This window comes from Allobosea spartocytisi, assembly GCF_014764685.1.
Taxonomy (GTDB): Bacteria; Pseudomonadota; Alphaproteobacteria; order Rhizobiales; family Beijerinckiaceae; genus Allobosea; species Allobosea spartocytisi.
On the sequence record NZ_JACXWY010000001.1, the window covers coordinates 1 to 25,140 of the forward strand.

Here is a 25,140-nt window from a genome sequence, read left to right on the forward strand (position 1 = left end):
TGGGGGCTCGGGGTTGGGGTGGGAACCGCGCGCGCCTCGAGCTTTGCCGTCGCGCTGCTCGCGAGCGTCGGGGTTCCCGGCGCCCTCTTCTATGCGGTCTTCGTCTTCGAATGCTTCCTGCGCCCGCGCGGCCGGCCGGGCAGCCTGGAGGCGGACATCGCCGTCGCCACGCGCAATGGCTATGTCGGCCTGCTGGTCGGCGACCTGCTCGTCGGCCCGGTCATCGATCAGGGCTTCTTCTTCTGCATGCTGGCTGCGCTCGCGGCCACGATCAGGCCGCGAACCTCCCGCGTTCCAGGACCTGTCCCCTTCGCCACCGGAGCGAGGATATGACCGAGACCTTCGCGGTGAACGGCCGCTTCCTGTCGCAGGCCATGACCGGCGTGCAGCGCTATGCGCGCAACGTCGTCTCGGCCCTCGACGAGGGCCTGGCAGCGGCAAGCCGGAAAGCCATCCTGGTCGCGCCGCGCGGCGCCGACGCCATGGCGCTGCAGGCGATCGACACACTCCAGGGCGGGCGACTGGCAGGGCATGGCTGGGAGCAGCTGGAACTGCCGCGGCTCTGGGGCGGGCGGCTCCTCAATCTCTGCAACACGGCACCGGCGCTCAAGGGCGACCAGATCGTCTGCATCCACGACGCCAATGTCTTCGCCGCGCCCGACAGCTACAGCCGCGGCTTTCGCACCGCATACAGGACGCTGCAGCCATTGCTGGCACGCCGCAGCGCCCGGATCGCCACCGTCTCGCAGGCCTCGGCCCGGCAGCTGGCACGGCACCTGCCGCTGCGTGCCGCCGATATCGCCGTGCTTCCGAACGGCCATGAACATGCGCTGGCCTGGGATCCGGCCAGGGCGGAGCGGGCTCCGACGCTGCTGGCGGCTCGGCCCGATGTCGAGCGCCCGTTCGTCCTGGCGCTCGGCTCGCAGGCGCGCCACAAGAATCTCTCTCTTCTCGTCGAGATCGCGCCGAGCCTGGCGGAGCTCGGCATCGACGTCGTCATCGCCGGGGGCGGCAACGGCATCTTCGCGCCGGATCAGCTGGCGCAAGCCGCCAATGTCAGGCTGCTGGGGCGGGTCAGTGACGATGATCTCGCCTTTCTGCTCGAGCGGGCGCTCTGCCTGGCTTTTCCGTCCTGGACCGAAGGGTTCGGCCTGCCGATCATCGAGGCGATGGCACGGGGCTGCCCGGTCGTCTCCTCGAACTGCGCCAGCATGCCGGAGGTCTGCGGCGATGCCGCGCTGCTCGCATCGCCGGCGGACCCGGCGCTTTGGGTCGAACACATCAGAGCCTTGGCGGGTTCGGCGACGCTGCGGCAGGAGCTGAGCGGGCGCGGCCGCGGGCGCCTGCCGCTGTTTTCCTGGCGCAGCACCGCCGCGGGCTATCTCGAGCTGGCGCAGTCGCCGAAAGCACGGCGCGCCGCGCAGATCGCGCCCCTCCTCAAGCCGCCGCGCATCGCCGTCGTCGTCGCCACCCGTGGCCGGCCGGAGGTGGTGTCACAGACCGTCCTGCACCTTCTCGCCCAGCAGAGCCTGAAACCCGACAGCGTCATCGTCTCCTGTATCGATCCGGCCGATGCCGGCGATCTGCAAGGGCGCAACGATGTCGTGGTGCTGACCGGGCCGCCCGGGCTTGCGGCCCAGCGCAACACGGCGCTCGCGCATCTTCCGCCCGGGACCGAGATCGTCGCCTTCTTCGACGACGATTTCGTCGCCCATGAGGATTGGCTGGCCACCGCTGCCCGAACCTTCCGCGACGAGGCGAGTATCGTCGCCTTCACCGGCCGGGTCCTGGCCGACGGGGTGGGCGGTCCCGGCATCGCGCTTGCAGAGGCGATGAGGCTGGTCGCGGCGCCGCCGGCGAGCGACTGGTCCTGGATCGAGCCCTACAGCCCTTACGGGTGCAACATGGCCTTTCGCCTCGCCAGCATCGGCGACCTGCGCTTCGACGAGCGGCTCGTGCTCTATGGCTGGCTCGAGGATCGCGACTTCGCGGCGGGGCTGGCGCGCCGCGGCGGGCGCCTGGTCAAATCCGCCGATGCGATCGGCGTCCATATGGGCGTCAAGGGCGGCCGCATGGCCGGCGAACGCTTCGGCTACTCGCAGATCGTCAATCCGCTCTACATGCTGCGCAAGGGCACGATGACGCTTGGCCAGGTCGCCGATCATCTCTTCCGCAACATGTCCGCCAATCTCGGTCGCTCGCTCCGGCCCGAGCCGTTCATCGATCGACGCGGCCGCCTCTGGGGCAATCTGCTCGGGATCGCCGATGTTCTGCGCGGGCGCATGCAGCCCGAGCGCGCCGCCGCCTTACAGCCGAGGGGGAAGTTCCGATGATGCTGGGAAAGCCGGACGCATCCGGCGCGCCATTCCGTATCCTGCCGCTGCCCGAGCCGGCCATGGCGCCGGCGAGCGACGGCCCGGTCGCCCTGCTGCGGACGATCGGCGACGCCGGGCTGCGGCACAGGGGCAAGCTGGCCATCTGGGTCGCGATCTGCCTGGCGGCAGCCTTGGCCTATGTCCGAACCACGCCGCCGACCTACAGCGCGGTTGCGACCGTGCTGCTGGAGCCGCGGCGGCAAGCCCCGAGCTCGGCGCGCGAGATCGCGGCGCCGAACTCGCTCGATCTGAATGCCGCCGACAGCGAATTGCAGGTGATCCGTTCCGAGCGGCTGCTCAGCACCATTTTCGACTCCCTGGCCTTGGGCAGCCATCCTGAACTCGGGCCTCAGCCGCCGGGCCTGCTGCAGGCGCTGAGCGGTCGTGTCACCGCCGCGCTACACGGCGCCTTCGCTGCAGTTGGAGCTTCCTATTCGTCGAGCCAGGGCAGCGAGGCTTCGCTTCGCGCCGATCCGCGCCGCAGCGCGTTCGAGAATTTCGTGCGGCGTTTCTCGGCGCGCCGTGTCGGCCAGTCCTATGTCCTGGAGGTCGCCTATTCCTCGACCGATCCGGCCCTGCCGGCGCGGGTCGCGAATGCGGCAGCCTCCGCCTATCTGCTGCAATCCGTCGCTTTCAAGGCCGATGCCGCCCGTAGCGGCGCGGAGTTCCTGCAAGGCAGGGTGGACGCGCTCGCGGCCCAGGTTCGAACCGCGGAGGCGGCTGTCCGCAGCGGCGCGCTGCCCGCACAACCGATCCCGGATGCGGATGCGAGGATCATCGGTGCGGCCCAGACCCCGCTCGGCCCTTCGGCGCCGCGCAGCAGCCTGATCATGGCCTTCGCCGGCGTCTTCAGCCTGCTCAGCGGCCTGTTCGTCGCCGCGCTCGCCGCGGCTTTCGATCGCCGTGTTCGCCTCCCGCAGGACCTCGTACGTGAAACCGGCCTGCCCTGCCTCGCCGTCGTCCCCCAAGTCGGTGGCCGGCGGCAGGCGCCTGCCTCGGACCCGGACAAGTCGATGCTGGTGACGCGCGCGGATGCCGGGTCCTTCGCGTCGGCAATCCGCGACCTGCAGACGGCGATCGAGATCGCCTGGGCCGCGAGCCGTTTCCAGGGCAGCCCGGTCGTCGCGATCGGATCCTGGCGGGCCGGCGCGGGCGCCACGCTGCTGACGATGAATCTCGCGCAACTGATCAACCATCGCGGCCGCCAGGTCAGCGTCATCAGCCAAGATGGCGGGCGCGTGCACGCCGAGCAGGGCAAGGAGGGAGCCTCGCTGACAGATGTGATCGCCTCGGGCGATACGGCGCAGGCGGACTATGTCGATATCGAGGGGGTTCACCTGCTGCCGATCCGCTCGGCGACGCCGCAACTCAACCGGTTCGTCGACTTCAGGGATCCCAGCGCGGCCCTGGTCTTCGCCGAGGCGAGGCAGCGCGGCGAAGTGCTGATCGACCTGCCGCCACTCGGTGAATCCTCCGATGCCGTTGCGCTCGCGACCCATGCCGACATCGTCGTCCTCGTCGCGGCCGAAGGCGTGACCACCCATGACGAGCTCAACGAGGCCCTCGGCGCTCTCCGGCGGGCCGGTGCCACCGTCGTCGGCGCCGTGATCAACCGCAGCAGATCCTGACCGGCTCAGCCGGCGGCGCCGCGCATGTCGCGGCGCCCGATCCGGACCGCCCGCAGACGCCGGCGCAAGCGCCCGAGCAGGCCGAGGAACGGCCGCTCGAGCCAGCGCTCCGCGGCATAGGCGATGGCGACCATCAGCAGCAGGCTCCCGGCGACGAGACAGACAAGCGCCAGCGCATGCTGGTTCGCGCGCAGATACGCTTCCGCCACGACCGTATCGATCAATGGAACGTGGATCAGGTAGAGCGGGAACGAGACCGCACCGAGAAAGCGCCCGGCCCGGCCGGAGAGCCAGGTGACGAGCAGGCCGGACCGCAGGCAGCCATAGACGACGAGCATCGCCCCGAGCGGGTAGAGCAACCCACCCTTTTTCTCCGGATTCAAGGCCTCGGGCAGCCAGTCGAGACCGAGCTGGCGCGCCGCATCGCCGCTCTGCGAGCCGATCAGGAGGCCGAGGAGCAGCGCGGAGATCGGCAGGGCCGACGGCAGCCGCCTCGCCGCCCAGGCCTCGCGCAGGACGATGCCGAGCGGGAAGCAGACATAGTCATAGCGCCGCAGAGCGATGAAGATCACGGCGCCGCCGAGCGCCACTGCCAGCCTGGAGCGGGGCCTTGTGAAAGCGCAGACGGCGAAGCAGAGGACCGAGCCGAGCAGCTCGGGCCGCATCGTCCACAGGACGTTGTTGAAGAACGAGCCGCCGGTGAGGAAGATCCCGGCCATGCCGTTGTAGATCGCGGCCGCCGGATTGGGGATCGGTCCTTGGTAGGTCCAGCCGAGCCAGGGGCTGCCGGTGAGCGCAGCGAGGTCCGTGGCAGAGGTCGGAAACAGGCTCAGCAGCGACCAGGCCGCGAGCGTGCTGGCGGTTGCCGGGATCGCCAGCCGCAAATAGCGGATGACGACGTCGATCCAGATCGGATCGGATTTGCGCAGCGTCGCGTTGGTCACGACGAAGCCGCTCAGCACGAAGAAGACCGAGACCGCGAAGGTCCCGTTCCAGAGCACGGCGAAGGGCGTATAGGCGACCCAGTGCGCGCCTGGCTGCTGTTCCGGTACGAGCCATGGCGTCAGGGCCGACATCAGGTGGAAGATCACGACCGCGACCGCCGCGACACCGCGGAGCCCGTCGAGATGGTCGAGTCTCTCGCTCACCAGCCTTCCCCGGTCCTGGAAGCGCCGATCCGGGGTCGCCACCAGCGATCGGAGAGATCGAGGCGCCCGGCGCCGATGGCGAGCCGCATCCCGCAGGCGAGAAGGCCGAACCCGTAAAGCAGAGCGCCAAGCGCCGCGATCGCGACCAGCTCGGCCAGGGCCGGCAGGTGCCACGCCGCGATGGCGCCACGCAAGCCTAGAACCCCGGCCGTCATGACCGCGCCGGCAACGGCGATCTTCCAGAGATTGGCCAGCTGCTCGGCGATGCCGACCATCAGCAGGTTGCGGAGCCAACGCAGGAAGAAAACCGCCATGATCGCTGCCGCGATCACGCGGCCAGCCGCCATGCCGACGGCGCCCCATTGCAGGAAGCCGACGAGGACGGCAGGGGCACGAACGGCAAGGTCGTAGAGATTGAGCCGGAAGATGACCTCGGGGCGGCCGAGCGCCAGGCTCAGCGAATACAGCGTCTGGAAATAGGGCGTCGCCATCACCGAGAGCGAGAGCAGGCTGAGCAGCCAGTCGGCGCCATGCCATTTCGGGCCGAGCAGGACCTCGACGATCAGGTCCGAGGTCAGGGCGATCCCCAGGCTGCACGGCACCGAGACCAGCATGCTGAAGCGCGCCGCCTTGAGGAAAGCGAGCCGCAGCCGCTGATCCTCTTCCTTTATCCGGGCGAAGGCGGCCATGATCGGCTGCAGCGCCGGCCCGATCAGGCTCTGGGTCGGCATCACCGAAAGATCGGCCGCGACCGCATAGCGCCCGAGCACCTCCTTGCTGCCGCCGAGCCCGAGCAGGATGCGATCGAACTGCCAGTTCACCGCCGAGACCAGCTGCGCGCAGGTGAACCAGCCGACGAAGCCGGCGAAATCCGGCAGGCGGGCCAGCGACAGAGCCGGACGGTAGGGGGCGAGGCGATAGGAGATGGCGCAGCCGAAGATCGGAGCGGCGACGAAATTGACGACGAGTGCCCAGTAGCCGCCGCCGAGCAGCAGGGTCGCGATGGCCAGGCAGAAGGCCGCGAGCTTGCCGCCGGTCTCCAGCAGGAAATTGCGCAGGAAGCCGAGCTCGCGGATGAACAGGACGAGGCCGGGGCTGGCGAGGCCGCGCGCAATCGGCGCGAAGGCGAGCGCGAGGATCACCGGCACGAGCTGCGGATCGCCGTTGAGCCAGGAGAACGGCCAGGCGACGGCGAGCAGCAACAGCCCGATTGCGAGACCGCGCAGGGCGCCGAGAGTGAAGCCGGTATCCAGATGGGTCTTGTCGACCTGCGGCAGGCGGACCAGCGCCTGCGTCACCGGGATCTCGAGCACCATGTCGACGATCGCGACGCAGGACATGGCGAGCGCCGTCAGGCCGAAATCGGCCGGCGTCAGCATCCGCGCCATGATCAGCAGCGTGAAGAAATCGATGAACCGGCCGAGGAAGCGCGAGGCGACCAGCCAGCCGGCGCCCTGGAGGGCTTTCATCGCCAGCATGGCAATCCGTCCCTGCGATCCGTCGGCGCGTGCGGGCGCGAGGCTCGCGCGGTCGCAGCCCTCATCGCCTGGGCCACATCGCCGCGCATCAGCGACGGAAACCGGCCGAGAGCCCACGCAGGGCGTAAGCGGCCTCGAGCGCCGTGAGCAGCGGCAGGCGCGCGTGGGGGAAGGCGCGCGCGATCGCGCCTTCCCGCCAGAGCTGGCTGCGGATCGATGCGAGGCGGGACAGCGCGCTGCCGGACAATGCCTCGGCGTCCCCGACGATGTCGGGCCGACCGAAATCGATGGAACGCCGGCCGATCGCCAGCGCCGACAGATCGGCCTCGACCGGGCGGGTGACGGCCTGCCTCAACCGTGGCCAGGCACGGGCCACATCGGCCATGATCGCCGCTCCGCTGGCGACGTCGTCGATGTAAGCGAGCGCACCCGCCAGCAGCGGATTGCCGATGCTCGGGTCGACGGCGCCGAAGGCGATGTCGCCGGCATTGCAGGAGACCTTGCCGTTCTCGTCTTCCTTGAAGGAGCGCACCGAGGGGATCGCCGGCTCGAACAGGCTTTCGATCAGCTGCCAATAGCGCAGCACCGTCGAGCGGATCGCGAAGGGGCTGTAGCGGTTGCGTTCGACGGCAAGGCCGACGACGCGCGGGAAATGGTCCTCGCTGAAGCCCTTGTAGTTGCAGCGCGCCAGCTGGATGGTCTCGAAGCTCAGATCGGGCAGGCCGGCGGCGAGCAGGCGCTGCGTGCTGCCGTAGAGCCCCGTATCGCACAGGACGATCCGCCTCGCGCCGGCGCTGGCAACGGAAAGATGGCGCCGGAAGAGCGTGTTCTGCCGCTCGATGTCGGCAAGGATGTCTTCGCCCGCCGGCCGCTGGAGCATGGCGAAGAAGCGATCGGGCGCGAACGGCTCGTTCCATGGCTGGGGCAGGTCGTAGCGCCTGCCGCCCAGGGTGGCTGCGACGTCGGAGAAGCTGCTGCCGGGGAATTCGCGGCCGAGCTCGTCGAGTGCCGCTCCGCTGCAGGCCATGATGGCGGTCCTGGCCGCGACCAGCCGCGACACCATCAGGTTCTCGCGCGGCACCGCAAGCGGCAGGTTCAGGCGTTCGGCGAGACGCTCGAACGCCGCCCGGATGCCCAGGCCTCCGCGCGCGCAGAACAGCAGGGCCGTGTCGCCGCACTTGCCCGCTTCGTCGGCGTAAAGCCAGATCGCCAGGCAGAACTCGGCCACGATCGGCCCGAGCACCTCGCGCCCGAAGCCTTGGGGATCTTTGGCCTGTTCCGCCGGCATGCGTCCACGCGCCCGGCTTCGGCTGAGAAGGCGGCCAAGCTCGCTCGCCGCGCCGTGCAGGCGGGACAGGCGGCGGCGCAGCCTGGGGCGTGGGAGATGGAGCGTGCGCAGGCCGAGTTCCGACGGGACGATGTGGTCGGCGAGCCGGTCGTCGCCGACATGCAAGGCTTGACGGGCGTCGATCCCTTCCGCGACGAGGACCGCATGAAAGAGATCGCCGCGCCGCTTGGTCAGGCCGAGATCGGCACTGGAATAGATCCTGTCGAGCAGGCCGGGGCCGTGGAGATGCGTGACCAGCGCATCGAGCGTCGTGGTCGGCAGTCCTATGTCGCTGATCGCGACGACGCGCCGGCCTTCACCGCGGCAGCGGCGCAGCAGCGCCGCGAGCTCATGGTTCGGCCGCAGCGACTCCTTTTCGACCGCGAACTCGATCGCGAGACGCGTCTCGCAGAGTGTCTCCACCCGGGGGCCTGGCAGTCCGAGCATGACGAGCTGGCGTCGGATGACGTCTCGCAGCGCGACCTCGCCGTCCTGCATGGCCATGTCGAGCGCCCGATAGGCGAGGCGCTGCGCCTCCAGGCGCGCCTCGACCAGTGCGCCCTCCGCGAGCTGCAGGCCCTGTTCGGCCAGCTTGCGGGCGAAGCGGCGCTCGCCGGCGATGATACGGGCCCGCTCGGAGCGGAGGGTGCGCAGCAGCAAGGTGTCGAACAGGTCGGTCGAGACCAGCTCGACCCCGTCCAGCAGCGCCGCCTCGTTCGGATGTGGCCAGCCCGGCATCATACGCTCCGTGCTCAGACGCAAAGGTCGGGATCGCCGTTACAACGACGGCGGCATGCGCAAACGCATGCCTTACGCAGATGAAAGCAGGGACCGTGCCAGTCCTGGCCGGGCGTCCCGTCGAATCTTCGGCCGGTTTGCTCATTCGAATCGCAATCGCCGCGCGAATGAGCAGGAAAAGAATGGCTGTGATGACGAGTCTTGCTTTCGGCTGATCTTGCCGGGGACTAGCCTCGTTTCATGTCCGGTCGATGAGGTTCGGGATGGAAGAGACGGTCCAGCGGATCGACGATGCCGTCAGCATGGCCGCCCAGCATTGCGATGCGATCGTCCTCGGCGCGGGCGTATCCGGTCTCGTCTCGGCCTCGGTGCTGGCCGAGCAGGGCTGCAGGCGGATCGTCGTCATCGACGAATACGCGCATCTCGGGGGGAACCATATCGACTGGTCGTCCGGCGACTACACCTTCGACATCGGCAGCCTGATCTTCCAGGACGACTCGCCGCTTCTGCAGCATTTCCCGGAGCTGCTGCCGCTCTACGTGCCGATCCGGCCGCGCTGGGCGAGGCTGAACCCGCAAGGGCTGATCACCGCCTACCCGATCTCGGTGAAGGACGACATCCTGCGCGCCGGGCCGGTGGAGACCGCCCGGATCCTGGCATCGGCGGCCTATGCCCGCCTGTTCAAGCGGCGCATGCGCAACGCCCGCGAATTTGCCCGCCACTGGATCGGGGCCAGGCTGCTGCAGCGCTCGGGCCTCGATGCCTACATGACCCGGTTCTACGGCATCGCTTCGGACCGGATCAGCATCGAACTGGCCCGCAAGCGGATGCAATGGATCAGCGAGCACGCCTCGCTGCGCACCATCCTCGGCCGCCTGCGCCGGACGAAGCCGGCAGGCCCGACCAACCGCCAATTGGCGCGGCCGCGCGAAGGCTTCGCCACGCTCTATGCCACCGCGGCCGCATCGCTCAGCGCGCGGGCCGCCAGCTTCCTCCTGGGCGCAAAGATCGACCGGATCGAGAAACTCGGCAATCGCTTCGTCCTCTTTCGCGAGGGACGGGCGATCGTCGCCGACCGCATCGTTTCGACCATTCCGATCCCGCGCTTGCAGGCGCTCTGCAACCTGCCGGTCTCGCAGGAGCTGGAGACGATCACGCTGCTGGCGCTCTATTTCAGCTTCGACGGCAAACGGGGCTTCGACGAGGAGATCATCTACAATTTCTCCTATGACGGGGCCTGGAAGCGCCTGACGATGTATTCCGATTTCTATGGTCGCGCACAAGGACGCGAATATTTCGGCGTCGAGGTGATCGCCAACCATGTCGGCAAGTCGATCGCCCGGGGCGAAGCGGACTTTCGGGCCCATGTCGCGGCGAATGGGCTCTTCCGTGGCGATCTCAGGCTCGAAGGCAGCCAGTTCCTCGACAACGCCTATCCAATCTATCGCAACGGCGCCGAAGAGAGCGCCGCCGAAGCGGTCAAGGCGCTGAAGGCCTTCGGCATCGAATCCTTCGGGCGCCAGGGCGGTTTCAACTACCAGCCGACGGCGCGGGTCTCGACGATCGAGGCCGAAGCGGCCCTGCGTGACGCCGCCTCGATTCCGGCACGGTAAATGCAAGACGGGTTGCGCCCAGCGGCGTAGAGGCGCGAGCGCAGGCGAGTTGGCGGTCCGAGCATCATGATGGGCCCATGCGTATTCTGCACCTGCTGAATCACACGACGCAGTCGAACGGCCATGTCCACGCCGCCGTCGATCTGGCCTGCGAGCAGAGCCGGCTCGGCCATGTCGTCGCCGTCGCCAGCGGAGGCGGCGATTTCGATCGGTTGCTCGTCGGGAACGGCGTCAAACTCTTCAGGATCGACCATCGCCGAAAGGCCACGACGCTCCTGGGGTCAGCCTGGGCGCTGCGCCAGGTGGTCGGCAGCTTCGGCGCCGACGTCCTCCACGCCCATATGATGACGAGCGCGGTGCTGGCTTGGCCGGTGTGCAAACTCGCCGGCATCCCGCTGGTCACGACGGTTCACAACGAGTTCGAGAAGAGCGCCATTCTGATGGGCCTCGGCACGCGGGTCATCGCGGTCAGCACCGCGGTCGGCGCCTCGATGCGCCGGCGCGGCGTCCCGGCCCGCAAGCTCCGCGTCATCCTCAACGGCACCATCGGTTCGGCCCGCTTCGCGAACCGTGAGACCACGCCGGTCGCGCTGGCGTCACCGAGCCTTCTGTTCGTCGGCGGTCTGCATCCCCGCAAGGGCTTGGTCGATCTCTTCACCGCCTTTGATCTGGTTCACCGCCAGCACCCGCAGGCGCGCCTGCACATCGTCGGCGACGGGCCTTTCGCCCAGACGTATCGCGAGATGGTCGCCGGCCTGTCATGCCGTGAGGCCGTGCGCTTCGAAGGCAGCAAGGCCGACCCCTTTCCTTGGATGCGCGGCGCCGACATCTTCGTGCTGCCCTCCCATGCCGACCCTGCGCCGCTCGTCCTGCCAGAGGCGCGGGAGGCGGGCTGCGCCGTCGTCGCGACCCGTGTCGACGGCATTCCCGAACTGCTCGAAGGCGGCGAGGCCGGCGTGCTCGTCCCGCCCCGCGATCCCGATGCGCTTGCCGCCGCTTTGTCCGGATTGCTCGCAGAGCCCGATGCGATCAGCCATTGGCGGCGGCGGAGCCAGTACCGGGTCGACCATCTCAGGATCGCGCGCGTCGCCCGTGAGACGCTCGATCTCTACGACGAGGCGGCCCTGCAGCTGGGCCGCAAAGTCGGATCGGTTCTGCCCCATACGGGGTGAACAGGTCGCAGTCCCTACCACCAGATGGAGATGAGCGATGCCGATCACGCCATCCCGCCGGGCGCTGCTGCGCGCGGCAGCGGCCTTCGCGACAGCGGCGAGCGCGCGCCCGACATCGGCGAGGGCACAGCAGGATGCGGGAGACCCGACGCTCGGCCGCAGCCTCGTCTTCGACGAATCCTTCGCGACGATCGATCCGGCGATCTGGCAGGCCGGTCCGAAGGCGACGACCCATGAGCCCGGCTTCTACGGCCGCGCGGCCTTCAGCCGCCGCGGCGGCGAAGAGGGCTTCGACCCCTACGCCATCGTCGCTGACCCGCTGGCCTCGGGCGGTCACGCCCTCGAGATATCGGCCCGCTATCTCGGCCGGCAGATGAACGTGCCCGCCTATTACGGCAATGGGCTCCCGGAGTTTCAGTGGATCTCCGGCAATCTCCAGACTGCGCGCCGGGACGGCACGATCCTGAGAGGCTGGCGCAACGGCTATTTCGAGGCGCGGATGCGGTTCCCGGCCCATCCGCTCAGCTTCCCTGCCTTCTGGCTGATGAATGGCCGCAGCATCCTGTTTCCCAAGACCAGCGTCGAGATCGACATCGTCGAGCACAAGGGCTGGGAGCATCGTCTCTACGGCGCATATCTGCATGAATGGGGGCAACCGGGCGAGCGTCACGAAGGTATCGGCGTTCCGACGGAGGTCGACCTGACCAGCGGCTATTTCCGTTATGGCGGGCTGATCGAGGGCGATCGCTGCGTGCTCTATTTCGAGCGCAGGCCGATCCGCGATCCGAAGACCGGCCGCGCGATCGACTGGCGCATCGGCCGCGCCGGCGAACTCGATGCGCAGAACGACGTCTTCTGGCCCCTGATCACGCTCGCCTTGCGGTCCGACGTGCCCTTTCCGCAACCGCTCAGGCCGGAGGACCGTGAGGCGCGGCTAAGGGTCGATTATGTCCGGGTCTACGGCAGCTAGCCGGAAACCCGGATTGTCGGTTGGCGTCGGCTGGCTATGGATATGCCCCGGAGCAAAAATTACTCTCACGCCGTCCTCGGAAAGGGCGTCCACATCCAAAAGACGGAGTATTTGAAGGCCTTTTCCATCTTGCCCGCGATAATTTGGCGCCAATCCTGATATTCGACAGATAGGGCGCTCCTTTCATGGGTATTTCCGGCCTGCTGCGTTGGCCCGCTTTGGCTATTGCGGCTGCATTGAGCTTCTCCGGCCTTCAGGCATCCTCTGCTGAAACGCTGACTATCGCGCAGGGCAACGATATCCTGTCGCTCGACCCGGCAAACCATGGAAACAACAGCACCGAATCGGCGCTGGTGAACATCTACGACTATCTGGTCGACAAGGATTTCAGCCAGGGTCAGCTGCGCTTCACGCCGCGCCTTGCGGTGTCCTGGAGTACCGAAGACAATATCCACTGGACGTTCAAGCTGCGCGACGACGTCTACTGGCACAACGGCGACAAGTTCACGGCGCAGGACGTGAAGTTCACGATCGAGCGGTCCCAGCAGGACAGGAAGCTGATCAGCTCGGCCAAGTTCCGCCGCATCAAGACGGTCGAGGCACCGGACGAGACCACGCTCAAGATCGAAACCGATGGGCCGGACACGCTGCTGCTCCATGCCTTCGTCGGCAACGGAGCCGGCATCCTGCCCAAGGCGGCGTTCGAGAAAGCCGGCGGGCGGGAGGAGTTCTTCAAGCAACCGGTCGGCACTGGCCCCTATGTCTTCAAGCGCTGGGTCAAGTCTGATCGTCTCGTCCTGGCGAAGAATCCGCGCTGGTGGGGCGGCACGCCGAAATGGGACGACGTCGTCATCCGCTCGATCCCCGAGACGACGACGCGCGTCGCCGAGCTCCTGACCGGCGGCGTCGACATCGCCGTCAACATCCCGCCGGAGGACATCGCGCGCCTGAACGACAACAAGGGTACGCGCGCCATCAGCTTCGACATCGCGCGCAACCTTGCCCTACATGTCCGCACCGGCAAGGACCGCGTCACCGGCGATCCGCGGATCCGCGAGGCGATCGACCTCGCGATCGACCGCGATGCGATCGTGAAGCAAGTTCTGGAAGGGCATGGCGCGCCGACGCGCGGCTTCTTCCCGCCGGCCATCCCCGGCTTCGCGCCGGACCTCAGCCGCGCGATCCGCTTCGACCCCGAGCGGGCGAAGGCCCTGCTGCGCGATGCCGGCTTCACCAGCAGCAAGCGTCCCGCGATCAAGATCAGCACGCCGAGCGGCCGCTATGTGAAGGACCGCGAGATCGTCGAGGCCGTGGCCGGCTATCTGGAGGATGTCGGCTTCCGCGCGCAGGTCGAGGTGCTCGACTGGACCGTCTACAACAACAAGCTGGTCGGGGACGGCTTCGGCGAGCTCTATCTCTGGGGCATGGGTTCCTACACGGACGCCTCGACCCTGTTCGTCGACAATTTCAAGCGTCACTACGAGTGGTCGGACCCGGCCTTCGACGCGCTTGCTGCTTCCGTCCGCCAGGCGAAGAGCGAGGCCGAGCGCATCGCGATCTCGCAGAAGGGCCAGGAGATCGTCGCCGAGCAGCGCATCCGCATCGGCCTGCTCTTCCCGCAATCGATCTACGGCGTCAGCGACCGCGTCGTCTATAACGGGCGCTTCGACGAGATGATCGCGGCCGAGGACGTCTCACGTCCATGAACGGTCGCTCTCCCCTGCGCGCGCTGCTGCAGTTCCTGCCGGTTCTCTACATCGTCTCGGTGATCGTCTTCGTCCTGGTCTACCTGACGGGGGACCCGTCCGCCCTGCTGATCCCGGAGGATGCGAGCGAGGAGGATAGGCTCGCGCTCGTCGCGGCATGGGGGCTCGATCAGCCCTGGTACGTCCAGTACCTGCGCTATATGGGCAATATCCTGACCGGGGATTTCGGCGTGTCCTATCGCTACGGGACGGATGCGCTGCCGGTCGTGCTCGAACGGATTCCGGCAACGCTCCAGCTCACGGCCGGCGGCCTCGTCGTCGCGATCCTGATCGCGCTGCCGACCGGGATCTTCGCCGCGCTCAGGCGCAACAGCCTGCCTGATTTCGCGATTTCGGCGGTGACCGTGCTCGGCAAGGCCATGCCGAATTTCTGGGTCGGGATCATGCTGATCCTGGTCTTCGGCGTGTGGCTGCGGCTGGTTCCCGTCTCGGGCAGCGGCGGCTTCTCCCATCTCATCCTGCCGGCGATCACGCTGGGCACCGGCTTCGCCGCGGAACTGACCAAGCTCATCCGCTCCAGCCTGCTCGAAGTCATGGGGCAGGATTATGTCCGCACCGCCCGCGCCAAGGGCTTGCCTGAAGCCCTCGTGGTGCTGCGTCACGGCCTGAGAAACGCCCTGATCCCGGCGGTGACGATGACCTCCCTGCATGCCATCGCGCTGCTCGGCGGCGCGCTCGTCACCGAGACCGTGTTCTCCTGGCCGGGCCTCGGCCAGCTCGTGGTGCAGGCGATCTATACGAAGGACATGGCGGTCATCCAAATCGCCGTCTTCGTCATCACCATCATGGCCCTCACGATCAACCTCGCGACCGATGCCCTCTACCGGCTGATCGATCCGCGCCTTGCTCGATAGGCTCAGCAGCATCGCATGTCCGAAATCTCGCTCATCAGCAGCCCTCCGCCGCAGCGGCGCCGCTTGCTGCCTTCGCTCCTGCGTAACAAGGCTGGTCTCGCCGGCATCGTCATCGTCGCCATGATCGTCTTCACAGCGCTGGCCGCCGACCAGCTCGCGCCGCTCGATCCACTTCGCCGCAACCTTTCGCTGAAGCTGCTGCCGCCGGCCTGGCTGGAAGGCGGAAACCCGCGCTACCTGCTGGGCACCGACAGCCAGGGGCGCGACCTGCTCAGCCGCATCATATTCGGTGCGCGAACCTCGCTCTCTGTCGGCCTTGCGGCCGTCGCCCTGTCCAGCCTGATCGGGCTGGCGCTCGGCCTGCTCGCCGGCATGGCGGGAGGCCGGGTCGACCTGCTGATCATGCGCGTGATCGACGCCATGCTGGCGATCCCGACCATGCTGTTCATGCTGGTCGTCGCCCTCGTCGCCGGCTCCGGCCTGCTGCCGCTCGTCGTCGTCATCGCTGCGACCAACTGGGTCGGCTGCGCCCGGATCGTGCGGGCCGACGTGCTCGGCATCAAGGAGATGGACTATGTCGCGGCTGCGCGAGCCAGCGGCGCAAGCCCGCTCGGTCTCATCCTGCGGCATATCCTGCCGAACATCCTGTCCTCCTTCGTCGTGGTGTCCACCCTGAATGTCGGCACCGTCATCCTCGCCGAATCCTCGCTGAGCTTCCTCGGCTTCGGTATCCAGCCGCCGGAGATTTCATGGGGCCAGATGCTCAGTGAGGGCCGGCAATACCTCGCCACAAGCTGGTGGGTTGCGACCTTCCCCGGCATCGCGATCACGCTGACCGTGCTCGGCGTCATCCTGCTCGGCGACTGGCTGCGCGACCACCTCGATCCGCGACTGGCGTAAACCCTTTACGCCCGCGATCCAACTCCCTGCAGGACAGACCCGATGTCGGCCGTTTCACAGACGCAGAAGTCCCGGACAATCCATCTGGGGCTGTTCCACCAACCACTCGGCCGCCATCCCGCCGCCTGGCGGCAGGAGGCCGCGCAAGGTCATCCGGAAGATATCGACTGGGTCATCCGCGTCGCTCGGAAGGCCGAGGAAGGGCTGTTCGACATGTTCTTCATGGCCGACAACCTCGCCGGCCCAGAGCCCGGCGCGCAGGGCAAGGCCGGCGGGCTGGAGCCGGTGACGCTGCTTTCGGCGCTGGCGGTCGCGACCTCGAAGATCGGGCTCGTCGGCACGATCTCGACCAGCTTCTCCGAGCCGTACAATGTCGCGCGTGCCCTGGCCTCGCTCGACCATATCAGCCGTGGCCGGGCGGGCTGGAACGTGGTCACCACGCAATCCGACCGCGCTGCGGAAAATTTCAGCCTGAGCGCCCTGCCCGATCATGCCGCTCGCTATGCCCGCGCCGACGAGTTCGTCCGGGTCGTGCGCGGCTTGTGGGATAGCTGGGCCGACGACGCACTCGTCATGGACAAGCGATCCGGCAGATTCCTCGATACGGACCGTGTTCGCCTGCTCGACCACAAGGGCGAGCATTTCTCCGTCCGGGGTCCGCTCAACGTCTCCCGGCCGCCGCAGGGCCATCCCGTGATCGTGCAGGCAGGCTCCTCGCGCGACGGCATCGGGCTTGCCGCGACGCAGGCCGATCTCGCCTTCACCGCACAGGACACGATCGAGGATTCGCTCGCCTATCGCGCCGCGCTCAAGGAGGCGGCCGAGGCCGGCGGCCGCTCCAGCTATCTCAAGGTGCTGCCCGGCATCATGCCGATCGTCGGTCGAACCGACGCCGAGGCGCGCGAGAAATTCGCGGCGCTGCAGGAGCACACCGATATCGCAGCCGGCATCCGGCAGCTCTCGGGCCGCTGGGGCTACGACCTCTCGACCCATCCGCTCGACGGGCCGGTGCCGGAGCCGGGCGAGCGCATCCATGGCGAGAGCCGGGTGCGGTTACTTCTGAACAAGGCGCGCGCCGAGAACTACACGCTGGGCGAGCTTGCCGCACTCGCCATCGCCTCCCATGGCCACCGCATCATCATCGGCTCGCCAGAGACGATCGCCGACGACCTGCAATTCTGGTTCGAACAGGGCGCGGCCGACGGCTTCAACCTGATCCCCGCCTCGATGCCGGACGGGCTCGACGATTTCGTCGACCGCGTGATCCCCGTCCTCCAGGATCGTGGCCTGTTCCGCCGGAGTTATGCCGAGACCACCCTGCGCGAGCGCTTTGGCCTCGGCATTCCGCGGCTCGGGGCTTTCGCGAGCTGAGCACCAGGCGGCACCGGCACTGAATTGGAAGCCGCCTATACGGCCTTGGCGACCGGCTGCCAGGCCTCGGGAAGAGCGAGGTTTCCACGCAGGGTGGGCGCGGCATAGTCCTGCCGGAAGACCTTGCGCTCCTGCAGGATCGGGATGACCTTCTCGACGAACTCGTCGAAGCCGCCGGGCGTGAGATGCGGCGCGAAGACGAAACCGTCCGCCGCATCCGACTGGACATAGCGATCGATCTCCTCGGCGACCTGTGCGGGCGTCCCGACGAACTGCTTGCGTCCGGTCACCTTGATGATGAGCTCGCGGATGCTGAGCTTTTCGCGCTCGGCCAGTTCGCGCCAGGCGCGCGCGGTTTCCAGGCGGTTGTCGTAGCGGGCGGCGCGCCCCTGGGCGAGCTGCTCGACGGCGACATCGGGATCGACCTCCGGCAGCGGGCCGTCCGGGTCGTAGGCCGTGAGATCGCGGTTCCAGACCTGCTCGAGAAAGACGATGGCGTTCTTCGGGCTGACCTGCTGCAGGCGGATGGCCCTCTGCTTTTCCAGCGCGTCTTCAAGCGTCTCGCCCAGGACGAAATTGGCTCCCGGAAGGATTTTCAGGGCATCGCGGCTGCGGCCGTATTTGGCAAGACGCTGCTTCACGTCGGCATAGAAGGCCTGTCCCTCCTCCAAGGTCCCATGCCGCGAATAGATCAGGTCGGCATGGCTGGCCGCGAGTTCCCTGCCCTCGTCGGAATCGCCGGCCTGCGCGATGACGGGAGCCCCTTGCGGCAGTGGGCCGGCTCCGGTGCGGCCTGCGATGTCGAAATGGGGAGAGCGGACATGGAAATCGCCGCCCTGCCAGATCGAGCGCGCGGTTTCGAGGAAGTCCCGCGCGCGCTCATAGCGTTCGCGGAACGGCAGATGATCGCCGCGGCGGAAATTCGCTCCGGTGAAGGCACCGGGCGACGTCACCACGTTCCAGCCGGCCCGCCCGCCGGACAGGATATCGAGCGTCGCGAGCTGGCGTGCCAGCGGGTAAGGCTCGTTGAACGTCGTCGTCAGCGTCCCGATCAAACCAACATGGTTGGTGATCGAAGCCAATGCCGTGAGGATAGCCAGAGTGTTCGGGCGGCCGACGACATCCAGCTCGTGGAAGCGTCCCTTCTGCTCCCGGACCCTCAAGCCTTCGGCCAGGAAGATGAAGTCGAACTTGCCGCGTTCGACGGTCTCGGCGAAGTGCCGGAAGGACGGGAATGCGATCTGGCTGCCGGCGGCCGGATCGCTCCAGACCGTGAAATTGTTCACGCCCGGAAACTGCGCCCCGAGGATGATCTGCTTCTTGGACATGATATTCCTCCGAGCTCAGGCGGCCGCGGCGTAGCGATTGCGGGCGGCGGGCAGGCCGAAGCGGCTGCGCAGATCTCCACCCGAGGGCTGTGCGACGAGCCCCGCGGTGCGAAGAGCAGGCACAAGCGTGTCGACAACAGGCGCGATCTGCCGGTGCGGGTCGGTCAAGATCAGGCGGACGCCGTGGGCTCCCTGAGTCTCGGAGGTCTTGGCGGCAGCGATCAGGTCGGCGACATCAGCCACATCGGGCTTCACATGCAGATCGGCGATGACCTTCGGCCCCGTGCCGGGGCCATCGACCCTCAGCTTCGCCGCCGTTCCGGGAAGGTCGCCCTCCGCCGGCACGAAAACCACGTCGGCAGCGCGGGCAAGCGCCAGATCCGCTTCCGCCGTCCAGCTGGTCGCGACCAAAGGCTGGCCCTGAGGAGGTCTTGGCGTGATGGAGGGCCCCAGCACGCGGAAATCGGCGGCCTGGAAGTCGATATAGTGAAGCTTCTCGCCATCGACATAGCGTTGGCTCACGACGTCGCGGATGACCGCATCATCCTCCCAACTGTCCCCGAGCCGCCTCACCACCTCGGCCGCAGCGAGCGCGTCGCGGTCGAGAGACGGCGGATCGACCGCCGGAAAGCCCTCCAGCGCGCCGATGGCACGGCCGGCGTCAAGGCTCCGCTGCTGGTCGAGGCGCTGGGCCAGGAGGCCAGCCCTGCCCCCGCTGACATAGTCCAGGGTGGCGATGGCGGTCGAGACATGGAAGGGCTCGAGGACGTTGAGGGGCGCGCCGGCGATGATGCCGATGTCGCGGCTGCGCGGCGCGAGCCAATTGGCCAGAAGGATCGCGTCGAGCCCGTCCCGGCCGGGATCGGCGAAGCGATCTTCCAGGGTCAGGAATTCGGCCGCGCCGTCGAGCCGGCCGATCAGGCCACTCCAGAAGCCGCGCCAGTCGGGATCGTCTCCATGGGAACCGGCATGCAGCCCAAAGCCTACTAGGAAAGTCGATTTCTGCGTCATCGTTCGATCCGATCGGGTCAGTGCTCAGGCGGCCGAGGCCAGATAGCTCGCCAGCCGGGCGGAGACCTTCGCCTCCTGCTCGACCTTGATCGCGGCGACGCGCTTGGTGGCGTCCTCCAGTGACGCAGCCGGCGCGAAGACCGGATAGGTGCCGACCTGCCCCGCCTTTGCCCCGATATGTTTCTCGAACGGCAAGGAGCGGTAGAGGGTGGGATCGACGCTCGTGTCGAAGAGCGGCCGATAGCCCAGGGCGAGGTACAAGGCCGACGCTTCGGGCTGGCGGAAACCGGTGGTCAGATAAGCCCGGGTATAGCCCAGCTCGGCCGCCGCCTCTTCGAGCGCAAGCACGATTTGCCGGGCAAGCCCCTGTCGGCGCAGATCCGGGCGCGTCCAGATGCGCTTGAACTCCGCCGTCTCATCGTCGTGGTTCATGAATGCCCCGCCCGCGATCGTCTCCCTGTCGCGCTGCAAGAGCAGGAAGATGCCGAGCGGCGGCGTAAACGCTTCAGCCGGATAGCGCATGATCTCGGAGCAGGCCCCGCCGGGGCGGCTCGCCGCGCCGTAGCGCCCGTCATATTCCGAGATCAGCCCCTCAAGCAGCGGCTCCGCCGCCGGGTCGAGAGGCGAAGACCGCACAAAGACGTCAGCCATAACATTCTCCGAAATCGCAGCGGTTTGGCTTGCCCGCGACCGCTTGATCGAGCATTCTATTAATTCTATAGACTATTCGAACAACATTCTCTGTCAATGCCTGGCGAGGCCGAATGCCCTATCGACTGAGCTTCCTCGACAAGAGCCCACTGCAGGCGAACGAGGCCGCCGCCGACGCGCTCGCGCGGACGCTCTCGCTGGCAAAAGCGGCGGAAGAGCTCGGTTTCGCGCGGTTCTGGGTCGCGGAGCACCACAACGCGGCGAAGCTGGCGAGCTCGTCGCCCGAGGTGCTGATCAGCTTCCTGCTGGCGCACACCAGCCGCATCAGAATCGGCTCCGGCGGCGTGATGCTCCAGCACTACAGCGCCTATAAAGTCGCCGAGAACTTCAACCTGCTGGCGGCACTCGCGCCGGGGCGCGTGGATATCGGCATCGGCAAGGCGCCGGGCGGGATGCCGCTGTCGACCCATGCCCTGCAGGGAGCCTATGATCCCGCCCGCAAGCCGAGCTTCGACACGCAGCTCGTGGAGCTCGACGGCTTCCTGCGCGAGCACCATGACGGCAGCGACGCCGGCAATCGGCTCGCGGCCTTCCCGGCGCCGGCGCAGCCTCCTGAACGCTTCCTGCTCGGCGCCAGCATCGAGAGCGCGCGGCTCGCCGCCGGTCTCGGCTGGGGTTTCGTCTATCCCGGCCATATCCATGGCGACGAGGCCGCCATGGGTGAAGCCCTGTCGGCCTATCGTGCCGCCGGCGGCACCTCGGCGCTGCTCGCCTTGGGCGTCGTCACCGCCGAGACCGATGATCTGGCCCGCAGCCTCGCGCCCGACACGCGCCGCTTCCGCGTGGATATCGAGAACGGCCAGGGCGTCAACGTCACCAGCCGCGAGCAGGCCCTCGAATACATCCGGCAGACCGGTTCGCGCGAATACCGCATCGAGGAGCGCAGCTCGCTGCTCCTGCGCGGCACGCCGGCACGGATCCATGCCGAGCTGCAGCGACTGCACCGGGCATTCGGAATCGACGAATTCATCGTCGACTGCCCCGTGAATGAAGGCGCATGGCGCCTGAGGACGATCGAGCTTCTCGCGGCCGAGGCTCGCGCCTCGCTGGCCGCCTGAGCCGGCCAAAGGGGTTCGACATCATGATCACGCGAAGAACACTTCTGGGCGGAGCTCCAGGCGGCCTCCGGCACGGCCCTGCCGTTCATCTCCCGCGATCTCGGCGTCATCCATCACCTCACCGACCGCGTGCTGGTGATGAAGGACGGACGCGTCGTGGAGACCGGCGCGGTCGAGACGGTCTTCGCCGCCCCCACGCATAGCTACACCCGCGCTCTGCTCGATGCCGTGCCCGCCCTGCCCTGAGCAGTGCTGGCTACCGCGTCGGATCGCCACCCTCCGTCGATCAACGATCAGGATAAGGACGCTGAGATGTCGCCACCCACCCGCCGCCGCCTCAAGACCCTGATGGGCGCCTCCAACGTCATCGCGGCATCGAACGATGCCGATCCGGCCACCGGGGCGAAGCGCGCCACCGCATTCGCCCGCAGGGCCGAGGCCGAGAAGATCACCGGCCTCTTCACCGCCGACCTGCTGCAGATCGATCCGGCCGGCCTCGCCGGCACCGCCGGGGTGCAGGATCCGCTGATCGCGCTCGCCGCACTGAGCCAGGTCACCTCGCATATCGGCCTCGTGGCGACGGTCTCGACGACGTTCCACCACCCCTACAATCTGGCGCGCCTGATTGGCACGCTGGACCATGCCAGCGGCGGCCGCGCCGCCTGGAACGCGGTCACCTCCTCGGTCGGCGAGGAGAATTTCGGCTTGGACCTGCTCAGCCCCGAGGAGCGCTATGCCCGCGCCGCCGAATTCATCGAGGTCGTGAACGCTCTGTATGATGCGAACGAGAGCGATGCGGTGACGCGCAAGGCTTCCGGCGGACTTGCTCTCGACCCAGCCAAGTTCCATCGCGTCGATTATCGCGGCCGGCACTTCACCGTTCAGGGGCCGCTCAACGTGCCGCCGCTGCCGCAGGGCCGTCCCGTGCAATTCCAGGCCGGCCAGTCTGAAGCCGGCATCAATGTGGGCGCCCGCTATGCCGAGGTTGTCTACACGTCGCAGCCGAAGCTGGAGGGCGCGCTCGCCTTCGTGACCGAGCTGCGGCGGCGCGCCAAAGGCTTCGGGCGCGGCGACAACCTGCCCTTCGTGATGAACTCGTTCCATTCGGTGATCGGGGAATCCGATGCGGACGTCGCCCGGCGCCTGAAGGAGAAGCATGAGCGCATCGATTACGAGCTCGGGCGCCTCAAGCTCGCCGACATGCTGGGCGGCGACATCGATCTCTCGGGCCTGCCGCTCGACAAGCCCCTGCCCGACAGCCTGCTGCCCGAGGTCACCAGCACCAACCGGCGCCGCGGGCGCGTCGAGATCTTCAGCCGCTACGCGAAGCAGGGCCTGACGCTCCGCGAATTGATCATCGAGGCGCAGGAGACGGGGCACTGGTCCGTCGCAGGCACGCCGGAACAATTGGTCGATGCGATCGAGGAGCGCTTCCGCGCCGGGGTGCTGGACGTCCTCACCCTCCACGGGCTCGGCAATCCCGACCAGGAGGACCTTCTCCTGAACGGCCTCCTGCCGGAGCTGCGCCGGCGCGGGCTGATCGACACCGACTATGTCGGAGACGATTTCCGCTCGAACCTGGAGCTGCCTCCCCTCATGCCGGTTGCGGCGGCCGCCTCGCTGGCCCGGAGCGCCTGATCGCTTCAAAGGGAACGGGCCCTCACCCGTTCCCAACACGCCGTATTCGAGATCGTTTTTCTCCACGCCGCGCCGAGGGCAGAACGATCATATTGATAATATGCTGGAACTTGATAGGAAAACTGTACATTCAACATATGGATAGCGCCGGTGCTGACCAACAAGGGCAAATACGGCCTCAAGGCGATCGTGCATCTGGCCCGACTCGAAGCTGGCGAGACCGCGCAGGTCGCCGACGTGGCACAGCGGAACAACATTCCGAAGAAATTCCTCGACGCCATCCTGCTCGATCTGCGCAATGCCGGCATGCTGCGCAGCAAGAAGGGGCCGGGCGGCGGTTATGCCCTGGCCAAACCGGCGCGATCGATCAAGGTCGGCGCCGTGATCCGGGCCCTGGAAGGCCCGATCGCACCGATCGCCTGCGCCAGCCGCTCCGCCTTTCGAGCCTGCGAGGATTGCGGCGACATCGACACCTGCCCGGTGCGTTCGGTGATGAGCGACGTGCGCGATGCCATTGCAGGGATCGTCGACACCACGACGGTGGCAGATCTTGTTCAGCGCTCGATCGCGCACGCGTCGCTTCATGCGGATTACGCAATCTAATTATCTACTAATTATATAGACAATAAAACTGCCGCCGCCTAAAACGCGGCGGCGGCGTCCGGAGCCGCATGAGGATGCGGTCACGAATGAATCAACAGTCTTCCCTTGCCGTGCGCGACATTCACGCTGACGCGTTCAAGGCGGTGATGAGAAACGTCGCGGGTGCCGTGAGCGTCATCACCGCGACCCATGCACAGCGCCGAGCGGGACTGACTGCGACCTCGCTGACGGCGCTTTCCGCGGATCCGCCGACCGTCATCGTCTGCGTCAACCGCAATGCCTCGGCCTGGCCGACGATCGAGGCCGCGGGCCACTTTGCGATCAACGTCCTCGCCGCCCGGCACCAGAGCATCGCGGATCGCTTCGCCGGTCGCGGCGGCTTCAAGGGCGAAGCACGCTTCGATGAAGGTGACTGGGCGCGCCTGGCGACCGGTGCACCGACGCTCGACGGCGCCCTTGCCGTGCTCGATTGCGAGACCGAGGAGGCGATCGAGCGTCACTCGCACACGATCCTGATCGGCCGCATCAAGGCGATCCGGCACGCGCAGGACGAAGGCGCCCTGCTCTACTGGCGCGGCGTCTACGGCAAGCTGGACGAGAGCCTGCAATACGGCGCCGGCATCTAGATCGGCCGCTTCTGCAAGCGCGCGACATTCGAACCGGGCGAGATAACCGTCCTTGAAGCGGGGAGATGGCAGGCAACCGTCCTCTAAACCGGTCCAAATTTGCCAATCCGTTTCATTGACCGAACGCATCGACCGGGTCGATGATCGACGCAGCACGAGGGAGCTGCGCCATGTCCGTCCTCATCGTCCCCGGCCTCCACGATTCCGAGCCCGCACATTGGCAGAGCCGATGGGCCGCCGAGATCGACCAGGCCGAACGCGTCCAGCAGAAGAACTGGCACCAGCCGGACCTCGAATCTTGGATCGAGGCGCTCCATCGGCACGTGCTGCGACGCCCCGGTGCGGTTCTGGTCGGGCATAGCCTCGGCGCCACGCTCATCGCGCATCTGGCGGCCCGCTTTCCCGAACTGCCGATCGGCGGCGCCCTGCTGGTGGCGCCGGCCGATCCCGAGCTGAGAATTTCGAAAGTTCACGGCATCGCCTCGTTCGGCCCGTTGCCGGACGTGCCCTTCCAGTTCCCTGCGATCGTGGTCGCCAGCCGCACCGACCCGTACATGGCAATCGAGCGCGCGCGGATCATCGCCAACATGTGGGACGCCGCCTTCGTCGACCTCGGCGATGCCGGGCACATCAACGTCGCCAGCGGCCATGGCAGCTGGGCCGAAGGGCTGCGTCTGCTCGACCAGCTCCTCTGGCGGCGGAGCGCCGGGCGAGAGCATCAGGCCGTCCGGCCAAGCGCCCTATCCCGGTTGCATTGAAGTCGCTTGTTCACGTCCGCGTCGGACCGGGTTCTGCCGCAGGCTGCGACCTTCTCCCGAAGGCCGG

General features: G+C 67.5%; 21 protein-coding genes and 1 pseudogene. 16 read left to right on the forward strand and 6 right to left on the reverse strand.

Translation table 11 applies throughout. The annotated features are described in order from the left end of the window. The 3 genes and pseudogenes from IED13_RS00005 to IED13_RS00015 form a co-directional block, all read left to right on the forward strand. A pseudogene (locus IED13_RS00005) lies at positions 1-333 on the forward strand (hypothetical protein); the annotation flags it as partial. Next, positions 330-2,333, forward strand: coding sequence for a glycosyltransferase (locus IED13_RS00010; protein ID WP_191122941.1), 2,004 nt, complete (start codon positions 330-332; stop codon positions 2,331-2,333). The pseudogene IED13_RS00005 and the gene IED13_RS00010, both read left to right, overlap by 4 nt. Continuing rightward, positions 2,330-4,003, forward strand: coding sequence for an exopolysaccharide biosynthesis protein (locus tag IED13_RS00015; protein WP_191122942.1), 1,674 nt, complete (start codon positions 2,330-2,332; stop codon positions 4,001-4,003). Before IED13_RS00010 ends, IED13_RS00015 begins: the two co-directional genes overlap by 4 nt. 5 nt (positions 4,004-4,008) lie before the next feature. On the opposite strand, the gene IED13_RS00020 is transcribed toward IED13_RS00015, so the two are convergent. The 3 genes from IED13_RS00020 to IED13_RS00030 form a co-directional block, all read right to left on the reverse strand. After that, positions 4,009-5,151, reverse strand: a complete 1,143-nt coding sequence (locus IED13_RS00020; protein WP_191122943.1) for an acyltransferase family protein — start codon at positions 5,149-5,151, stop codon at positions 4,009-4,011. Further along, positions 5,148-6,629 (reverse strand): oligosaccharide flippase family protein, encoded by a 1,482-nt coding sequence (locus tag IED13_RS00025; RefSeq protein ID WP_191122944.1) that lies wholly within the window; start codon positions 6,627-6,629, stop codon positions 5,148-5,150. Before IED13_RS00025 ends, IED13_RS00020 begins: the two co-directional genes overlap by 4 nt. Before the next feature lie 88 nt (positions 6,630-6,717). Beyond that, positions 6,718-8,694, reverse strand: coding sequence for a hydrolase (locus tag IED13_RS00030; RefSeq protein WP_191122945.1), 1,977 nt, complete (start codon positions 8,692-8,694; stop codon positions 6,718-6,720). 263 nt (positions 8,695-8,957) lie between these two features. Between IED13_RS00030 and IED13_RS00035 the strand changes: the two genes are divergently transcribed. From IED13_RS00035 to IED13_RS00065, 7 genes are all read left to right on the forward strand, one after another. Further along, positions 8,958-10,307 carry an FAD-dependent oxidoreductase gene (locus tag IED13_RS00035; RefSeq protein ID WP_191122946.1) on the forward strand — a complete coding sequence of 450 codons (1,350 nt, stop codon included), beginning with the start codon at positions 8,958-8,960 and terminating at the stop codon, positions 10,305-10,307. A 77-nt stretch (positions 10,308-10,384) separates the two neighbouring features. Beyond that, positions 10,385-11,479: a glycosyltransferase family 4 protein gene (locus IED13_RS00040; RefSeq protein WP_142020513.1), complete on the forward strand. Its 1,095-nt coding sequence runs from the start codon at positions 10,385-10,387 to the stop codon at positions 11,477-11,479. Positions 11,480-11,516: 37 nt separating this feature from the next. Further along, positions 11,517-12,449 carry a LamG domain-containing protein gene (locus IED13_RS00045; protein WP_191122947.1) on the forward strand — a complete coding sequence of 311 codons (933 nt, stop codon included), beginning with the start codon at positions 11,517-11,519 and terminating at the stop codon, positions 12,447-12,449. A 185-nt stretch (positions 12,450-12,634) separates the two neighbouring features. After that, on the forward strand, positions 12,635-14,155 hold the full coding sequence (locus IED13_RS00050; RefSeq protein WP_191122948.1) for an ABC transporter substrate-binding protein: 1,521 nt from the start codon (positions 12,635-12,637) through the stop codon (positions 14,153-14,155). Next, positions 14,152-15,069, forward strand: a complete 918-nt coding sequence (locus IED13_RS00055) for an ABC transporter permease (RefSeq protein ID WP_112764187.1) — start codon at positions 14,152-14,154, stop codon at positions 15,067-15,069. The genes IED13_RS00050 and IED13_RS00055 overlap by 4 nt, the downstream gene beginning before the upstream one ends. 15 nt (positions 15,070-15,084) lie before the next feature. After that, entirely contained in the window at positions 15,085-15,969 is an 885-nt protein-coding gene (locus tag IED13_RS00060) for an ABC transporter permease (protein WP_191122949.1), read from the forward strand. 42 nt (positions 15,970-16,011) lie between these two features. Further along, entirely contained in the window at positions 16,012-17,340 is a 1,329-nt protein-coding gene (locus tag IED13_RS00065) for an LLM class flavin-dependent oxidoreductase (RefSeq protein WP_191122950.1), read from the forward strand. A gap of 35 nt (positions 17,341-17,375) precedes the next feature. Here IED13_RS00065 and IED13_RS00070 read toward each other — a convergent pair whose 3' ends face one another. Genes IED13_RS00070 through IED13_RS00080 form a run of 3 tightly spaced genes read right to left on the reverse strand, consistent with a single transcriptional unit; the run spans position 17,376 to position 20,330 of the window. Continuing rightward, positions 17,376-18,668, reverse strand: coding sequence for an LLM class flavin-dependent oxidoreductase (locus IED13_RS00070; protein WP_191122951.1), 1,293 nt, complete (start codon positions 18,666-18,668; stop codon positions 17,376-17,378). Positions 18,669-18,683: 15 nt separating this feature from the next. Further along, a complete protein-coding gene (locus IED13_RS00075) occupies positions 18,684-19,679 on the reverse strand; it encodes an LLM class flavin-dependent oxidoreductase (protein ID WP_191122952.1) in 996 nt (331 codons plus the stop codon). Positions 19,680-19,703: 24 nt separating this feature from the next. Next, positions 19,704-20,330, reverse strand: coding sequence for a GNAT family N-acetyltransferase (locus tag IED13_RS00080; RefSeq protein ID WP_191122953.1), 627 nt, complete (start codon positions 20,328-20,330; stop codon positions 19,704-19,706). Positions 20,331-20,443: 113 nt separating this feature from the next. Here IED13_RS00080 and IED13_RS00085 point away from each other — a divergent pair, with 113 nt between their 5' ends. The 6 genes from IED13_RS00085 to IED13_RS00110 all read left to right on the forward strand — a co-directional run bounded on the left by IED13_RS00085 (position 20,444) and on the right by IED13_RS00110 (position 25,073). After that, complete coding sequence (locus IED13_RS00085; RefSeq protein WP_191122954.1) at positions 20,444-21,448, forward strand: MsnO8 family LLM class oxidoreductase; 1,005 nt, start codon at positions 20,444-20,446, stop codon at positions 21,446-21,448. A 138-nt stretch (positions 21,449-21,586) separates the two neighbouring features. After that, positions 21,587-21,694 carry an ABC transporter ATP-binding protein gene (locus IED13_RS29400; RefSeq protein WP_449727643.1) on the forward strand — a complete coding sequence of 36 codons (108 nt, stop codon included), beginning with the start codon at positions 21,587-21,589 and terminating at the stop codon, positions 21,692-21,694. A gap of 66 nt (positions 21,695-21,760) precedes the next feature. Beyond that, positions 21,761-23,086 carry an NtaA/DmoA family FMN-dependent monooxygenase gene (locus tag IED13_RS00095; RefSeq protein ID WP_191122955.1) on the forward strand — a complete coding sequence of 442 codons (1,326 nt, stop codon included), beginning with the start codon at positions 21,761-21,763 and terminating at the stop codon, positions 23,084-23,086. A 150-nt stretch (positions 23,087-23,236) separates the two neighbouring features. Further along, on the forward strand, positions 23,237-23,689 hold the full coding sequence (locus IED13_RS00100; RefSeq protein WP_112764179.1) for an RrF2 family transcriptional regulator: 453 nt from the start codon (positions 23,237-23,239) through the stop codon (positions 23,687-23,689). An 86-nt stretch (positions 23,690-23,775) separates the two neighbouring features. Beyond that, complete coding sequence (locus IED13_RS00105) at positions 23,776-24,315, forward strand: flavin reductase family protein (protein WP_038362064.1); 540 nt, start codon at positions 23,776-23,778, stop codon at positions 24,313-24,315. Positions 24,316-24,485: 170 nt separating this feature from the next. Continuing rightward, on the forward strand, positions 24,486-25,073 hold the full coding sequence (locus IED13_RS00110) for an RBBP9/YdeN family alpha/beta hydrolase (RefSeq protein ID WP_166652932.1): 588 nt from the start codon (positions 24,486-24,488) through the stop codon (positions 25,071-25,073). Positions 25,074-25,140 lie beyond the last annotated feature (67 nt).

Excerpts from the sequence above, each read along its gene's own strand:
- IED13_RS00075 (WP_191122952.1), bottom strand. The coding sequence starts at position 19,679 with ATGACGCAGAAATCGACTTTCCTAGTAGGCTTTGGGCTGCATGCCGGT.
- IED13_RS00055 (WP_112764187.1), top strand. The coding sequence starts at position 14,152 with ATGAACGGTCGCTCTCCCCTGCGCGCGCTGCTGCAGTTCCTGCCGGTT.
- IED13_RS00070 (WP_191122951.1), bottom strand. The coding sequence starts at position 18,668 with ATGTCCAAGAAGCAGATCATCCTCGGGGCGCAGTTTCCGGGCGTGAAC.
- IED13_RS00025 (WP_191122944.1), bottom strand. The coding sequence starts at position 6,629 with ATGCTGGCGATGAAAGCCCTCCAGGGCGCCGGCTGGCTGGTCGCCTCG.
- IED13_RS00085 (WP_191122954.1), top strand. The coding sequence starts at position 20,444 with ATGCCCTATCGACTGAGCTTCCTCGACAAGAGCCCACTGCAGGCGAAC.
- IED13_RS00030 (WP_191122945.1), bottom strand. The coding sequence starts at position 8,694 with ATGCCGGGCTGGCCACATCCGAACGAGGCGGCGCTGCTGGACGGGGTC.
- IED13_RS00060 (WP_191122949.1), top strand. The coding sequence starts at position 15,085 with ATGTCCGAAATCTCGCTCATCAGCAGCCCTCCGCCGCAGCGGCGCCGC.
- IED13_RS29400 (WP_449727643.1), top strand. The coding sequence starts at position 21,587 with ATGAAGGACGGACGCGTCGTGGAGACCGGCGCGGTCGAGACGGTCTTC.
- IED13_RS00110 (WP_166652932.1), top strand. The coding sequence starts at position 24,486 with ATGTCCGTCCTCATCGTCCCCGGCCTCCACGATTCCGAGCCCGCACAT.
- IED13_RS00035 (WP_191122946.1), top strand. The coding sequence starts at position 8,958 with ATGGAAGAGACGGTCCAGCGGATCGACGATGCCGTCAGCATGGCCGCC.
- IED13_RS00080 (WP_191122953.1), bottom strand. The coding sequence starts at position 20,330 with ATGGCTGACGTCTTTGTGCGGTCTTCGCCTCTCGACCCGGCGGCGGAG.
- IED13_RS00015 (WP_191122942.1), top strand. The coding sequence starts at position 2,330 with ATGATGCTGGGAAAGCCGGACGCATCCGGCGCGCCATTCCGTATCCTG.
- IED13_RS00095 (WP_191122955.1), top strand. The coding sequence starts at position 21,761 with ATGTCGCCACCCACCCGCCGCCGCCTCAAGACCCTGATGGGCGCCTCC.
- IED13_RS00050 (WP_191122948.1), top strand. The coding sequence starts at position 12,635 with ATGGGTATTTCCGGCCTGCTGCGTTGGCCCGCTTTGGCTATTGCGGCT.
- IED13_RS00040 (WP_142020513.1), top strand. The coding sequence starts at position 10,385 with ATGCGTATTCTGCACCTGCTGAATCACACGACGCAGTCGAACGGCCAT.
- IED13_RS00065 (WP_191122950.1), top strand. The coding sequence starts at position 16,012 with ATGTCGGCCGTTTCACAGACGCAGAAGTCCCGGACAATCCATCTGGGG.
- IED13_RS00105 (WP_038362064.1), top strand. The coding sequence starts at position 23,776 with ATGAATCAACAGTCTTCCCTTGCCGTGCGCGACATTCACGCTGACGCG.
- IED13_RS00045 (WP_191122947.1), top strand. The coding sequence starts at position 11,517 with ATGCCGATCACGCCATCCCGCCGGGCGCTGCTGCGCGCGGCAGCGGCC.
- IED13_RS00010 (WP_191122941.1), top strand. The coding sequence starts at position 330 with ATGACCGAGACCTTCGCGGTGAACGGCCGCTTCCTGTCGCAGGCCATG.